General features: G+C 38.9%; 9 protein-coding genes. 1 reads left to right on the top strand and 8 read right to left on the bottom strand.

Annotated features, from left to right (window positions below):
* Positions 1-14: 14 nt before the first annotated feature.
* From H4O18_RS01195 to H4O18_RS01185, 3 genes are read right to left on the bottom strand one after another with little or no spacing between them, the layout of a single operon-like run.
* Positions 15-578 carry a hypothetical protein gene (locus H4O18_RS01195; protein ID WP_187581275.1) on the bottom strand — a complete coding sequence of 188 codons (564 nt, stop codon included), beginning with the start codon at positions 576-578 and terminating at the stop codon, positions 15-17.
* Entirely contained in the window at positions 578-5,416 is a 4,839-nt protein-coding gene (locus tag H4O18_RS01190; protein WP_187581274.1) for an ADP-ribosyltransferase domain-containing protein, read from the bottom strand. The genes H4O18_RS01195 and H4O18_RS01190 overlap by 1 nt, the downstream gene beginning before the upstream one ends.
* Positions 5,417-5,472: 56 nt before the next feature.
* Entirely contained in the window at positions 5,473-7,902 is a 2,430-nt protein-coding gene (locus H4O18_RS01185) for a TonB-dependent receptor (RefSeq protein WP_187581273.1), read from the bottom strand.
* Between the two features lie 311 nt (positions 7,903-8,213).
* Here H4O18_RS01185 and H4O18_RS01180 point away from each other — a divergent pair, with 311 nt between their 5' ends.
* Entirely contained in the window at positions 8,214-8,747 is a 534-nt protein-coding gene (locus H4O18_RS01180; RefSeq protein WP_187581272.1) for a hypothetical protein, read from the top strand.
* Here the strand turns inward: H4O18_RS01180 and H4O18_RS01175 are convergent.
* From H4O18_RS01175 to H4O18_RS01155, 5 genes are all read right to left on the bottom strand, one after another.
* Positions 8,742-9,719 carry a LuxE/PaaK family acyltransferase gene (locus H4O18_RS01175; protein WP_187581271.1) on the bottom strand — a complete coding sequence of 326 codons (978 nt, stop codon included), beginning with the start codon at positions 9,717-9,719 and terminating at the stop codon, positions 8,742-8,744. The two genes, H4O18_RS01180 and H4O18_RS01175, sit on opposite strands and share 6 nt — an antisense overlap.
* Before the next feature lie 197 nt (positions 9,720-9,916).
* Positions 9,917-10,240: a T9SS type A sorting domain-containing protein gene (locus tag H4O18_RS01170; protein ID WP_187581270.1), complete on the bottom strand. Its 324-nt coding sequence runs from the start codon at positions 10,238-10,240 to the stop codon at positions 9,917-9,919.
* A 182-nt stretch (positions 10,241-10,422) separates the two neighbouring features.
* A complete protein-coding gene (locus H4O18_RS01165) occupies positions 10,423-10,740 on the bottom strand; it encodes a T9SS type A sorting domain-containing protein (protein WP_187581269.1) in 318 nt (105 codons plus the stop codon).
* 167 nt (positions 10,741-10,907) lie between these two features.
* The gene (locus tag H4O18_RS01160) at positions 10,908-13,736 is read right to left on the bottom strand and encodes a TonB-dependent receptor (protein WP_187581268.1); all 2,829 of its coding nucleotides are present in this window, start codon (positions 13,734-13,736) and stop codon (positions 10,908-10,910) included.
* A gap of 92 nt (positions 13,737-13,828) precedes the next feature.
* Positions 13,829-15,247 carry a hypothetical protein gene (locus tag H4O18_RS01155; RefSeq protein ID WP_187581267.1) on the bottom strand — a complete coding sequence of 473 codons (1,419 nt, stop codon included), beginning with the start codon at positions 15,245-15,247 and terminating at the stop codon, positions 13,829-13,831.
* Positions 15,248-15,519 lie beyond the last annotated feature (272 nt).

The following is a 15,519-nucleotide window of genomic DNA, read 5'->3' as shown; positions in this document are numbered from 1 at the left end:
AGCAAGGAATTATCTTAATCGGCTAGTTCCAAAAACATCTGATAGAGTTCTTCAATTTTTTGATTTACTTCTGGTTGTTTATAAACTTTTAAACTGGGTATTTTGTTAGGTTGTATCATTTCTTTGTAACTCCTAAATGCCTCATTAATTTCTGACTTAGTAGGAAATATAATTTTCTTCTTATATGGAGATGCATCAATTATCTCCATTTGATTTTCGCAAAATAGGAGTAAATCTTCTGTGAGGTGTTTTTGCTCATCGTTGATTTTATAACTCGCAGCTTGTATATAAGGGATTACTTCTCTTATTTTTGAGTATAATTTAATTTCGTGTAATGGCTGGGAGACGTCAAAACTTTCTTCACGATATTTAGCTATTTGAAGAATTCGATTTGATTGTTTGTTATCTTCCTCGGCCAATCCCCAATCGAAAGCTCTCCTGATTTCCTGCACAATTTCAAGTCTCATATTCATTTTTTCCTTCTCCCTGGCATTTGCAATTTCCATTTCTTTTCTTAAATGTTTTTTTAAATTGATGATAACAGAATCGATATACTTTAATATTTGTTTATCTTTCATTAGTCTATTAGTTTTAGAGTTATTTTTGTAAAGGGATTTTTTTGGGAGAATGACGGATCATTAATAAGAAAATCGTCAACAATATTGATTACCTTAAAGTTTTGACCACTCAACAATAATACTTCCATTTCGCCTGGAAGACAGGATATTTTGCATATGTTAGAACCATTTGCATTTATTATTTCCAAAACAACATCATACCCATAGCGATAGCTGAACCTATATGCTGCAATTTCAACGCTTGTTGAAGTAGATTTAAAATCTTTAAAAATTATATTATCCCCTATTTTCCAGTTGTTAATGTTTTTAACTTCTACTCCTCTAATGCCCCTAAACAATTGATTATGAAAACTGTTGGAAAGTTTAGATAATCCTGAACTTAATAGTTCATTTAATGCCTTGTAATAATCGTCCAACTTTCCATCTCTTAATTGAGAATTTAGTTCGTAATGAATCTTAACTCCCTTTCTCGACATATCACTTGTATATACTTTAATAGCAGTCAATTCGTCGATTGACAGGTTTGGGAACTTAGAGGTTAGTTGACTGGATATAACCTCTGTTCTTTGTGTAATAACAAAAGTGTCATTTAGAAATATTGATAAGTTGGAACTGGGATTATCCAATATTTCAGCCCATTTGGAATACCCTCCAGAATGCATAATTTCTTGGACTATATTATCTACACTCTTTCCCAGGTTATAATCAAGATATTTGCTCAGCAGTTTGAGTTCTCCGTTTTTTCCAATTCTAATGGCGTCATCCACATTGACCCTTCTCAATACTTCCCAAGCCTCTAGTAATTTGGGATTATTGGCAACAGCCTTTGCAAAGTCAATATTGGCTAAGTCCGTATCTAGAACTTTAAATACTGTTTCATCAAATTCCAATTTTTTTATGATTTCTCCTATTTGTTTGGTCGCGCTGTCGGAGAATTTCAATAACGAATAGTTTCCAGTATCAATTTTTATTATTTTACCAATGTTTTTAACACTTGTGACATATACAAAAGGTATGGTGGATGCAAAAGAGATAGCAGCATTTTGCCCGTCCCCTTCCCACGTGTACCATGCTCCGTTTATGGCATCAAAGAGTTCACCTGCTACTGGTGTCATGCCTGCTGTATCCAATAATAAATGTCCAGCTTCGGAAGAATAAAGCATACCGAAGAGATATTTAAGATCTTCGGTGGTATTCACATCATAAAAGGGTTCTTTTGTCAATTGCCATAATCCATTGCCCTTGTTATACTGGTAAGTTTGAACTTGACCATTTTCACCATCAACAATGGTGTATATATATGCCAAATCCCCATTTGTAGAATGTGACAATCTTAAAAACCCACCACTACCGTAGTAATTATAATAACCAAAAATGTACTCTGTAAATGAGGAATAATCAATTTTGCGAAGGCATGTTTCGTAGTTTTGATCTTGTATTTTTAAAAGATCTGCAGGCCCATCAAAATCCCATTTGGTAACAAGAGGCCCAGTCCCCGTTTTATTAATATCAATGGGAATAAATTTACCTTCGAACAATAAGTGGGAGCAGCCCAAGCCACTATCTATGGATCTTACTATTATATTATTATTGTCCGGAAGTTCCGGAAACTGATATGGCTCATCTTCCTTTGCCCTTTTATATCCTGTAAAATCAGATTCTCGATTGTATCCAAGATAAATTCCTTTAGCAGACCCATCTGGAATTGAGAAACTAGCTAAAACTCCATAAGCCGTTATAGGTTTGCTTTTAACTTTATAAAATGCAGGAATTGCCTCCTTAGGCAATGCAACAGGTATGCCAGCGGGGGAAACATATACTAAAGAGTTATTCTTATTTGAAACATTATCGATTTGTATTAAATCGGTGTGTTCGAAAGCTATATCTGAGGAGGTAATATCCCCATCCTCATCATCTTGGAAAACATAAAACTTCAACTCAGGATTGTGTAATTGTTTCCAGTCCATATGACTGAGCCGCGAACCGTTGGCATAGTCCATCAACCAGTCGGTTTGGCCTTCGATCTCCTTTCCATATTGATCAAAAGGATGCTGTAGTGCAAAGACCCCGTGACCAATTTCATGAGCTATAGTTTTAGCCAGCTCCCTTTTACCTTCTTCATCGGCATTTTGATTGTCGTTACCGGTAAATACAAAACCAAACTGTCGTTGTAAGGGCATAAATCCGCCTATAGGTTCGGAAGGTTTGACTCCGCTACCAAAAACAAATACATAGTATTTATTAATATTGTAATCGATTTTATTTTTGAGGTCTGCAATGACTGCTTGTTGTTCGGCATTGTAATTGGTAAGCCAACCACTATCGCCAATATCCAAACGGGCATTATCTCCCAATACTGCTAGGTCTAGTTCGGCACTCGCGGTCTGCGTTTCTATGTTAATCGTTGCAACTCCCTTTTTAAAGATTTTAGCTACCTCGGTTGCCAATCCGTTCACGTTCCCTCCGCTCACGGAAACTAAAACAACATCTACGGGTCTGTCCGTCATATGCCAAAGGGTAAAGGTCCCGGCGGTCAGCTGTTTGGTCCTGTCCGTTTTGGAGGGCACTACGGCATAGATGATTTCATTCTCGAAAGTGTAACGACCTTTGAGGGTTAGCCGGATAGTATTATTGCCTCTAATTTCAACAGGGATTTTTTCACCCTGTTTTGTTTTAAATACAATACTATCCAATACATATTGGTTGCTGCCTGTTGGTTCTATTATGGCATCAACATAAGCTGTCTGGCCTTTTTCAACGGCCTGATGTGCCAAAATGTAATCATTACCATCGGCATCTAGAATGGTGGTGTATTCCTTTTTTATACTGGCATTTGCGGTACTAGGTATCTCGTCAAAACCATATTCCCCCAGTACTTCTTTGAATTTTATCTGGATATCCTTTGCTGTCAAGCGTTCCAGTTGCCCGTTTGTGGTTATGCCTTCCACATTATTGGAGGTTACAGCACCTCCCGAATCGATCTGACCTCCATCTCTAATCTCGCCGCTGGCATCAATATGATAGACTTGGCCTTCACCATCAACGACTACCTTGTCATCACCCATAAGTTCCGAGATAGAGGCCCCATTTTCCGGATTGGTTATGGTCACCATTCCGTCTTTTATTTTAATGTAATTTCCAACACTGTCTCCTGGAATCATGAAGTTGACCCGCATTTCATCAAGGTCATTATCTCCTTCGAAAGGTTCGGCAACTAAATCACTTATGGTATCCACTGTTTCCACTACATTATCCACATCTAAAATACTCGCTAAGTTGGGGTCATAGACCGTAACCACGGTGCCCTCGGACATTTGCTTATCGTTATTGATGAGCACATTGGTGAATTCAACACCTACCTTAATGCTGTTGAGATAGGGAATAGTCACATAACCCTTGCCAGTAAACCTGCCGTTGCTACCACTTATCTCCAAAACATGTATTGGAAAATCACCGGCGACAAAACTTTCTCCTGTACTTAATTTAGGAAGAGGGTCTTTATTAGTCAGGCTAAAATTGGGGGTTATGCCACATTGGTAAACACTGGCTTCATTATCGGCTAAAAAGGTGGTGAACTGCTTGGTCACACTCCATTCGCTACCTGTAACCACACATTTTTTTTGCAATTGGTATTCGTAGGTAGTACCGGCCTTTAAATCCCACAGTGTGGTTTGGTTGGTAGTGGTTTTATTCAAGAACCACTCGTTCGTATTGCCTTTCTGTCTATAACGTATAGTATATTCTGGAACCTCCGTAGAAAAATCATCCCAAAAAATATTGGCATTGGTGCTGCCTTTTACTTCATGGCCTATTCCTAGGGGCAAATCGCATGTCCCTGCATAGCTAAAGGAGAATATTTCGCTATAACCCTGATTTTTAAATAGTCCAATTTCTTCAGCACCCTGTTTGGCTTTTGCTTGTATCCGCCAAGCATAGTTTTTTCCAGATAGTAAAAGAGGGTCGGACGGCCCATATACATAAGTGGTGGAGGTAGTGGTGGTCTGAAATACGGGTGGGGAACTTAAAAAAGCGGCTTGTGGGTCTATTTGGGTGTCCCAAATCTTTACCAAGCTTAGCTCATATTCCACATTGCTAACGTTAATACTTCTGGGTGTCCATTGAAATACAATGTTTTGCGGATTGTTCTCGGCAACGAGGGTCTTGTTCCTTGGGGATATTAAAAAAGGAGGTTCGTTCTGGAAGACTACACTTATGGCACAGCTTTTTTGGGAAAGTCGGTTGCCGGTAAGAACATCATACACCTCATAACAAAACTGATACGCTCCTTCGGGAATAGCTTGTCCATAGACATTGGGTGAAATCCCCGTGATATTTTCAAAGCGAAAATATTGAGCCAATTCTGCGTTGGTCAATACCAAGGGAACACCGCCTTCTAAAAACAAGGGACTTGAGCCAACTACTACATCATTGCTCTGGAACGAAATTCCATTTCCTTGAAAATAGGCCTTTAGCCGTATTTCACGATTGTTGATTTCTAAATCGTTCAGTATAATTTGAAGCCGTAATGGGCTGTTTGTTGTACTGGCATCGGCATATTGCGAAAAGTGTATGGGTGGAGGCGGGGTAACCTGGGGAATTAATTGTACAGGAAAGGATTGGGCACTAGCAAGTAAACAGTTAGCCGTTAGCAGAAGCCACAAGAAAACCCTCCCAAATCCACTACATCTTATAGTTGAAACTTTAAAAGAGTTAAAGGAATTATTATTGGCAAAAGAAATATGTAATGGATGCCATATGTCCGCACACCACCTTTTAAAGGAAAAGTTCCCTTTAAAAACGGAAAAAATAAAAACATACAGCCGTAATAGTTTTGCCATACAATATTAATATCCGGTTGGATAATAAATTTCTGGCCTTTAGGGGGGTAGGGGCCTCAGTTTTTGTTAATATAATTCAATTCAAAATCATCAGGATTTACAAGGCCCAAGGATTTTTTGTAATAAAAATCAATAATCTCATTTTCTAAATAATCTTCCAATTCATCCACATCTTGGCTATTATCAAATATCTCGAATGATTTTACCGATGCCATTTGTTTAAAATCTTTTAGATATCCAGCTGGTTCTAGAACAACATCAATAGAATTGAATTCCATGAAAATTCCCTGCATCCAGCGGTGGCCAACTAATTTTTGTAAGCGCTCTTCCCGTTCTGCCAAAAGGGCCTTAAGAGTCGATTTTTCTTCCTCGGTGGCCTCTATTTCTCTATCTTTTTTGTTCAACGGGTGTTCGTCCACTTTCAATTTGGTCTCTACAAAGCTATTTTCCAAGGTGAGGTCTATTTTGCGCATATCAAACTTAATTTTTTGTATAACGGCAAATAAGGCATCATTATACGTGGCCAAGAAATCTTCAAAAGAGTAAAGTTCTTTTAAAAAGGTAATAGCATTTTCTTTATAAGGCTGCTCTTGTTTTTGATCTTTCACCAAAGCCAATAAAAGCGTTAGTTCATTTTTTTTGAATTGTGGGATATCCTCAAATTGAGAACTTTGGAAAACTGTAGTCAGTTGTCGGTTCAACTCTGGAATTGTACCACTATAGGTGACATTTCTGTAGCGGAAACTTAAGATGTTTTCGCTGATACCAAGTGGGTTAGCCCGAGGGGTGCGCTCTCCAGGCTCCAAATTCAGTTTGAAGTTATCAAAGGCATAACTATAACCAAAGGTTACGGTTAGGTCGCGTCCCGTATTTAAAGTGGAATTGCGAAAAAGTGCCAAGAAATTTAGGCTGAGGTTATGTTTTTTCAAAAGGGCATAATTACTGCCCAATCTAAAATTGTATATATTATTTTGCTGCAGGCCATTGGCATAGGAAGTATTGTAGGAGGTAGTAAGATGGGTGCGGAGTTGTTTGTCAAAGAATTGTTTCCCTATCGCCAATGTTGGGCCCAAGGTAAGGCTATTGTCTGTTTCACCAATTGTATTGTAGGAGGTGTTAGCGGCTAAGGTAACGGTCAGGTTTTGTTTGGGGTAACCAAGAGTATACCCTGCCACACCGTTATAAAAGGCATTACTGCCTCCTTCTATGTTTTCACCCTCTTGTTGGTTATTGGAATTTTGGTACACCAAATTCAGGTTGGTACTATGCTGTTTGTTCTCCGTCTTTTTTAGTATATAATTTAAGCCGAGATTGGCATTTTGCGAGATCTGTCTATAATTTAGGGTGTCTATATTATCGAATTCCCCAACTTGGTTGATATAATCGAATTGGTCCCGAATGTTGGTGTAGGATTGAAAGTTGGAGTATCCCGCATTGATGCCCAAACGTTCCGATGCCGTATAATTAAGATTTATGGCACTTACAATACGCTGTTGGTCCGATGTCTTGGCATTATCCAGATTGTCTTGTTGTATTCCTGCATTTACACTGAGGTTTACCTTGTTACTAAAGAGGGCCTGAATTGCATTAAGGGTAATGTTCTCCAAATCATTATTAAAGTAGTAAGCGCCCAGCGTCTTATATTCCGGGTCTATACGTTCGTAACCAGCGCCCACAGTACCGTGGCCGGCAGGATAGGAAAAAGAAGCATTTAAGGCGTTGTAATAATTTGTACTTATATTTTCATTGAGCATAAAAGAAAGCAGACCGTTGGAGGCAGGAGCATCAGTTAGCCTAGCATCTTCGGTAACTCCGGAAATGGCATATTCAATTTTTATTTGGGCCTTGTCCAACAATCGAAATTCCGATTCAAACGAAAGAACTGCATTGTCCTTAGGGGAAAGTCCCAGTTCTACAGGGAAAGGATTTTCCAAGGAATTTTCATCATCGGTGGCCTTAAAAAGGATAATTCCCAATTTCATAAAATCGAAATCATAGGCCGTTTTTATTCCGTAACCTATGCGCTTATAAGCTGTAAGCGCTCTCGGTTCTTCAGGATTGTACTCCGTTGCTTTCAGGAAGCGACCGTACATGGCGCTGATCTGGAATTTCCCCTCAGGATTCAACTCGAACCCACCCCCGCTAAACTGGTGTCCGCTAAGGGTGTAAGGGGAGAAGGTCATACTAACATCTCCAATATGTGCGGTAGCCCATTTGTAGGAAGGATGAAGACTTAATCGATTGAATTTAAAAGGGTTTGGAAAATTGAAATTTTGATTGGAGTAGGTGAACAAAAGCGGAATATTATAAAGTCCGGCTATATTGAAATTAAGATTACCCGATAAATAATAGGTAAAATCCTGTCGGTTGGCCGTACCGTCATAGTAGACCGTATTTGCGGCAATCCCTCCATTGTACCGCACCCATTTTTCATTGCCCACTTGGTCAAAATTGATACTCTGGGAAAAACCAAACGTACAGCACATAACAAAGGGGCATATAAGTTTGAACAATGGCGTGTTCTTAGAGCTTTTAAGATAAAATAAATTTTTAATTTTAACATAATTTTTTCGATAAACTACCAGATGTTATTTGTAGGACTCTAATTTTTTAACTATAAGATTATTCTTGTTAGGGGCGGTAGTGTAGTAAAGCCCAGTTAAACTGTAATGTAGAAATTGGAATTATATAGTAGAACACCCTGTACTTTCTTTTCCAAGATGGCCATTTTATTTTTTTGCCCGTTTTTGTCCAATAAAATTAAGGGATATCCGTTAGCCTAATAAAATATGTCCCCATGAAGAAGTTTTTATTGATTTTTGCCCTTGTAGGTGTTTTTGTTTCTTGCGAGAAATTGTTGGATGAGCTGACGAAATTTGAGATGGATTTTAATCAAACAGTAGTAATTCCCTCCTCGTCAGGAGTGGATCTGCCATTTGACGTTTTTACCCCAGAGACCGAGACCAACTCAACTGCCGAGTTTGAAGTAAACGATACCAGAAAGGATTTGATAGAGGAAATTGTCCTAAGGAAATTGGTGATGACCGTTAATTCTCCGGAAGGGGAAGACTTTAGTTTCTTGGAATCTATTATTATTTACATGTCGGCTGAAGATTTACCTGAGATCAAAATAGCTTGGAACGAGGAAGTGTCCGCTAATCCTGGAGAACAGTTGGAATTGGTGACCACTACAGAGGATCTGAAGGAATATATAAAAAAGGATACCTACACTCTAAGGCTTAAAACAGTTACCGATGAGTTTTTATCTACGGATTATGAAATTGATATAGCTACTACCTTTTTTGTGGACGCTAAGATTTTGGGATTATAATACCATTAAATTACAGCCTCTAATATCGGAATGGTCAAACCTACCGAGTATTTCGAAACTACCGTCGTTATATACCTTGCCCAAATCCTGGGTGGCAATAAAGGAGCAGGAGTGTATATTGGCCAGATCAATGACATTTACACCACCCGTTTTCCCCACTTCCTGTAAAGTTAAAGGGTCTTCGGTTTCGCGCGTCATGACTTTCATCCACTTAGGGGCAAAGAAACGACCATTCCCCTGTGAATAGGCTTGGGACAACAGCTCTGTCATCCCGTATTCGGAATGGATATTAGGTACTCCAAAACCGGTTTTTAGAAGGTGGTGCAATTCCTCGCGAATCAATTCCTTTTTTCGTCCTTTCATACCTCCAGTTTCCATAATTACGGTATTCTTGAGGATTAATTGGTACGCTTCCGCCATGTCCAAAAGGGCAAAAGAAACTCCTAGAAGAAGTATTTTTGTGCTGCTGCCATCCAATCTTGTTAACGTCTTCTGCAAACGATCAATATCATCCAAATAAAAGCCACTGTCCGGATGGGTGCTTTTAATGATCAGATCATTGGCCATATATATTAAGGAAGAACCCTCTCTTTCCAGATAGGAAGGTAATAAGGCCAGTATACAATAGTCCTCTATGTTGCCGTAAAACTGCTTAAAGGCAGTTAGGTAGCTATTTTCATATAGTCCCGTATTGCGGACATAATGCTTGCTTACTTCGCTACCTGTGGTGCCACTACTGGTAAATATAATTTGGGGATTAAAGGAGCCCGTAATTACTTTTTTGGTTTTAAAAAATTCTATCGGGAGAAAAGGGATATCTGCAATGCTTTTCACATTGGATTCATCTTTTCCCAAGTGCCTGCAAAACTCCTGATAGACTAAATTCCCATGATACTGGATCCCAAAAGTTTTCAAGGCCATGGCCTTGAACTCTTCTTCGGTGGAAATATTAAAAATAGTGTCTACAGGCATATTCTAATTTACAATCACAAAAGTAATGATAACAGCAGAGTGGAAAACCTATTTTATGGTTTTATTGAGAATTGATAATGGGTAAATAAGTACTTTGGAATGTAACAAGGCATACCTGCCATTGGCCGCGTAAGAAAAATAGGGAAAAATTTGTTACAGTGCTATGTTCGGAAAAGTATATGTGCAACCAAGATGGCTTATTTCACCACCAACTTTCTGGTCATCGTTATTCGGTTTTCGGTGATTTGCAGAACGTATACCCCGGGTGCTAGTTTGGATATATTTAAAAGACTGGTCTTAATACGGTCCTGTAAGGCTATGGTACCAAAAACATCATAGATTACGACATCCTTTACTCCGTTAAGTTTGGTGGTAATATAAACTACCTCCTGATAGGCCGGATTGGGATATAACTTAAATGTATTGGGCTGGGCGGTTCTGTCCACAGGTTCTTCAATAAATTCCTGTGCAGAAACAGCAATAGAAAATACCATGAACAGTAGGGTGTAAAATATTTTCATAGGTTAGTATTGATTTGGGATCAATACAGTAAATGTAGCAAAATAGGGCAGCTGGAGATATTAAATGTTGTGAACGCCTAGTTTTTGTATGTGAATCCTAATTTTAAGTATTGCACAACAATACTAAAGCCTAAAAATGAGATAATTATAAGAGTCGGAAATGTAGAAAAAGTTGGGAAGTACTATTTTATAATCAGTTTACGCGTGGCTACTTTGTTTTTTTCGTTAACCCTTAGCATATAGACCCCAGCAACCAAATCATTGACATTTAATTCAGAACCAATAATTGTGGTCTCCAAAACTTGAGAGCCAAAAATATCGAAAATTAGTATTTGTTTTGGGGCGTTTTGGGAAGTGCTAATATATACCCTTCCATTGGTAACTGGATTGGGGTATATCTTAAAACCGGGTATATCGCCACCTCCACTATTTCCTTTGGGATCCTGTCCATAGGAAATTGAGATAAAAAGTAAGGCTATAACTAGGTAGAGTTGCTTCATAGACACTTAACAACAAATAATATACCGTAAATGTAATAATTTTAAGCGCAGCACGTTAGTGGCATCTAATTTTATACGAGAATATTCGATGAAATGCAAAAAGAGGCCAAGTTCTATGTTAAGAAACAAAGAATTCGGCCTCTTTTTTATTAAGATAAAAAAAGTTTCTAGAATTTTATATTATATCCTAAGGAGAATGACCTACCAGGACTTCTTTTTGAGAAGGTCTGATTTTGAGCCCTGTAGGATTCATACTCGCTTTCAACATCATCGTCCAAAAGATTGCTTATTTTAAAACTTACGGTCTGATTTTGGTTTTCGCCAAAACTCTTGGAGAAGTTAAAGTTTAAATTGTGAAAAGGCATGGTATATACATCCGGTACAAAACCGTTACCAACCACCTGCAATGTTTTTCCCTGTACATTGTAGTTCATGCCCATTTGGATGCCGTTTTCGGCTCCCTCATAATTTAAACCGGAATTGATAAGGAAAGGAGACTGTCCCTGCAACTCCCTATCATTGCCCAAGGTTTCACCATCCCTAAGTCCAAGCGTTCTTAGGTTACGCTCACTTTCGCTATAGATTTGGGTCGATTTTATGATTGAGGTATTTACATTAAAGCTAAAATTCTGAAGGGGTGGCGCTATGAAACCTAAATTTTTCCTTAATTCGAACTCCAATCCAACTACGTCGGCATCACCCAAGTTTTGAGGGGTGAAGTTGTCCGAAGAAGACTCAAAGTACGTAAGTTCAATGGGGTCGGTGAATTTTTTATAAAAGCTGCTCAATGCGATCATCTCTGCACTTTCACCAAACCATTCCACCCTAAAATCGAAATTGTTAATGTAGGTTGGGTCCAAATCAATATTACCAATGAAGGTATTGTTGGATAAAGGATCAAAAATCTTGGCAATGGAAGCTTCCTTAAAGGAAGGTCTTGCCGTTGTCCTGGAAAAAGACCCCCTTAAATTCACATCTTCTGTTAGTTCATAGATTAAATTGGCTGTGGGGAAAAGGTCTAACTTATCTATAATGGTTTCGTTGTCATAAGTAACCTTTTGAGGGTCATTAATATCCTTATTGTCTTCCCCGGTATATCGGGATTCGAACTTTTCAATCCTCAAACCAAGTATGGTGCGTAATTTTTCACCCAATTTAAATTCATTGGATACGTAACCTGCAATATTTTGTTGTACTGCTTCAAAGGTATTGGCTGGTTCTGCTATAGAGATGTCCGGATCAATATAGGAGCCAGAGTTGTTGTTAACTGTCCACAGGTTTTCATCCAAGAGGATGTTGTCTGCAACACCATTGAATTTAGTGGTTTGGGCATTGTTCTCTATTTCAAAGTTTAAAATGCTAAAATCTCTGGTCTTGTAAGAGCTATAGGCACCAAATTTTAATTTGGCATCTTTTTCCAAGAAGTCATATTTTTTGGTAAGATCTAGTTTTGCAACGGCATTGATCTCTTCCAAATCTCTCCAGATCCTTTTTGGCTGGTTGTTCTGTGGAATTGAATATACTCCGTCCTCTACCCTGAAAGAAGTTGTTCTAATGTCTTTGTCCTGAATTTTGGATAGGGTAGGAGAAAGTGCCCATTCCGTTGTCCATGAGGCATCTTCGCTGGAATGTATTCCACTAAGCAATGCGTTGGTGATGGCCCGTTGGGTATATTCCAGGTTGTCTTTGGAGAAATTTACAAAATCCGAAAAGTTAAGGGTTTGGCTAAAATAACCTGCCGTAGATTCCCCGTTCTGTAGGTGAAGGATATTTAGTTTGTATTTGGATTTTTCGGTCTTGAAAGAAGTACCCAATAACCCACTTACCAAAACATTATTTCTACCCAAATCCCCAGTTTGGGTCCTGTCGGTTTCCAATTCAAAAACGGAAGTGTCAGAATTTCTTCTGTAGAAGTTGTTCTCCGCACCTTCGTAGAAAGTGGTGCTGTTTTTATATGAAACAGAGGCTAAAAACCCCAATCTGTTTTCACCTTCACCCACATTGTATTGGTTGCCCGTTGTGAATCCAAAGCTGTAGTCCATGGCACTATTTGCCTTCATGGCCGATAACACAGGATTAAACTTTTTGGTAATGGCCGTTAATAAAGGATTGTACTCAAAAGTGTTGGGGATATCCTGATTGCGGTTAATGGGAACAGCGCGGTTACCATTGTCAAAACCTAGGAAATCTGTGGAACTGCCTTTGTAGTCCAAATAGTTTTCATTAAAGTGCATGTCCGGATTATAATTACCACTTAAGGAAATACTGTGTTCTTTTTTAGTGGGGTAATCCTTGGTTACAATGTTTACAATACCACCTGTAAAATCGGCGGGTAGATCTGCAGACGCAGATTTAAGGACCAAGATATTGTCTATGATATTGGTGGGAAAAATATCCAACTGAATAGTATTCCTATCTGGATCCAGACCTGGTATATCCACTCCGTTCAAAATAGATTTGGTATAGCGATCCCCTAGTCCCCTAACATAGACATATTTACCGCCTTGGACAGATACTCCAGGTACAGATTTTATGGCACTGGCCACATCACTTGAGCCCGTTTTTTTGAAGGCTTCGGCAGATAGTCCGTCCAAAAGGTTAACGGCTTTTTTTTGTATACCCAATACAGCTGTTTCCGTATTCTTTTTAACGCTTACGGTTATCACTACTTCGTCTAGGCCTTCGGCCAGGGTTTCCATAGTAACGTTTACATTGGTTACCTCGTTGGCCTTAATGACCACATTGGTAATTTCCACGGTTTTGTAACCTAGGAAAGAAAAAGAAAGGGTGTGGGTGCCTTCTTCAAGGCTTAGTTTGTAATTACCATCAAAATCAGAGGTGGTACCTATGGTGGTGCCTTTGACTAAAATATTGGCAAAGGGTACAGGGTCTTGAAAATCGGCATCGATTAGTGATCCCGTTACCTCGCCAGTTTGTGAAAAAATGAGTTGAAAAATAAAAAAAGTGAAAGTTGAAAGTCTAAGTGAATATTTCATAAGTAATTGATAGTTAAATCGTAATAAACCAAATGCCCGCCATTAAATTTGGGCGAGCACGGTTGTTATTTTAAAGGGGTGTATTGTTTCTCTTAGAAACCTAAACCCGATTTAGCACTTGCATATGTCCAGGAAAATACGGTAAGGTCTGCACCTACCGTTTGGGCACCAGCGGTAACTTGGGTGGTCCAGTCAGCAGCTCTTTCGGTAAATGTAGGAGTTAAGATTATTTTTGATTCCACATCGTTTCCAGCGTCATCCTTTTTAACTTTTTCAGCGAAAATACTGTTGTTAAAGCCTACAACTTGCCAAGCTTCGAATGTCAATTTGCCATCCAAGAAGTTTTGGGCTACATCATTGGCGTCCAATTCCACATCTTTTCCATCTTGGAATCCAAGGGCGTAGATGTTTTTGGTAGTTCCCATGGCATTACTTCTATAATCTGCATATTCACCATCAGCGGCTGTTGCGCTCCCAAAAATAGTTGCGTTCTGAAGGGTGAAAGAACCTGTTATGGAACCTTCTGGACCATCTATTTCAAAAGCATGATCAGAAGCTTCACCTGAAATTACTACAGCATTGTCTATAGTTCCAGAATAGGCTTGATCAATATCCAAAGCATCGTCACCTTGAGCCCATACCAATAGATTCTTTGTGTTTACAGTTCCTCCAAAAAATTCTATACCATCATCAACATTGGCAACAACTTCAATGTTTTCTATCTTAGTGCCACTTCCCACAGAACCTAAAGTAAGGCCGTTGATCTCGTTACCTTCACCGATCAAGGCACCTCCATGACGTATGGAGATATACTCCAATTCTCCTGAGCTATCAGCATCGTTCAAAGCATCTCCAGGACCGTAAAGTCCAAAAGTATCATCGGCAGGAATTCCTTCGATCTGTACTTGGGTAACATCACCTTTAAAAGACCCGGTAGCTCTTCCCAAAACAATTAGTCCGCCCCAAAGTCCTCTTTGATTATGGTCCAAATTGGTTCCAGCTGTCTGTCCAACACCTATGTTATCGGCCTCGGCAGTAAATATAATTGGCTTAGCAGCAGTACCGTTGGCCATAATGGTGGACCCTCTTTGTACAATTAGTGCAGATGCCAAAGATCCTGAACCTGGCTTACCTTTTATAATGGTACCTGGCTCAATGGTCAATGTTTTTCCAACGCCAACAACAACTTTTCCTGCCAATACATATATATTGTCTGCAGACCATGTTGTGTCGGCGCTTATTTCTCCGGAAATCGTAATGATTTCGGCACAGGAACCACCTACGTCCACTCCTGTCTCATCTCCATTTTGAATACCATCTTCACATGTTGCAGTGGCTACAGTACATGGCTGACAGTTAGGTCCTCCACAGTCGACACCAGATTCTCCTTGGTTTTGAATTCCGTCATTACAGGTAGCAACAACATCGGCTATTGGCGGTTCGTCATCGTTAGTACAAGATGTAAAAGCCAATGCGCTTATGGCCAATGCGGATAATAAAAGTTTTTTCATTTCAACTGAATTTTTTGGTTTCATTTTTGAGTTCACTTGTTATATTTAAACATGGCAAATTAATTACCTAACTGTAAAAGTCCTGTTACCCTCAGATTAATAGTTTGTTGGCTTAATGTTATTTAAAGGTTACTATATTAAATCCATGTTAAGAGGTTTCATGTAATAGTATTATCTTTACTTTTGGCTCGGAAAACCAATAAATATTAAGGTTTGGCGGGCATGTTGTAAATGATCATAAATTGTATTGGAATTGCGTATTTTTAATTGTA

The sequence above is a fragment of the Arenibacter arenosicollis genome, assembly GCF_014397245.1.
In the GTDB taxonomy this organism is placed as follows: Bacteria; Bacteroidota; Bacteroidia; order Flavobacteriales; family Flavobacteriaceae; genus Arenibacter; species Arenibacter arenosicollis.
Note: the sequence above shows the minus strand (reverse complement) of the source record. Positions and strands in the feature narration are given on the sequence as shown.

Excerpts from the sequence above, each read along its gene's own strand:
- H4O18_RS01175 (WP_187581271.1), bottom strand. The coding sequence starts at position 9,719 with ATGCCTGTAGACACTATTTTTAATATTTCCACCGAAGAAGAGTTCAAG.
- H4O18_RS01155 (WP_187581267.1), bottom strand. The coding sequence starts at position 15,247 with ATGAAAAAACTTTTATTATCCGCATTGGCCATAAGCGCATTGGCTTTT.
- H4O18_RS01185 (WP_187581273.1), bottom strand. The coding sequence starts at position 7,902 with ATGTGCTGTACGTTTGGTTTTTCCCAGAGTATCAATTTTGACCAAGTG.
- H4O18_RS01165 (WP_187581269.1), bottom strand. The coding sequence starts at position 10,740 with ATGAAGCAACTCTACCTAGTTATAGCCTTACTTTTTATCTCAATTTCC.
- H4O18_RS01195 (WP_187581275.1), bottom strand. The coding sequence starts at position 578 with ATGAAAGATAAACAAATATTAAAGTATATCGATTCTGTTATCATCAAT.
- H4O18_RS01170 (WP_187581270.1), bottom strand. The coding sequence starts at position 10,240 with ATGAAAATATTTTACACCCTACTGTTCATGGTATTTTCTATTGCTGTT.
- H4O18_RS01190 (WP_187581274.1), bottom strand. The coding sequence starts at position 5,416 with ATGGCAAAACTATTACGGCTGTATGTTTTTATTTTTTCCGTTTTTAAA.
- H4O18_RS01160 (WP_187581268.1), bottom strand. The coding sequence starts at position 13,736 with ATGAAATATTCACTTAGACTTTCAACTTTCACTTTTTTTATTTTTCAA.
- H4O18_RS01180 (WP_187581272.1), top strand. The coding sequence starts at position 8,214 with ATGAAGAAGTTTTTATTGATTTTTGCCCTTGTAGGTGTTTTTGTTTCT.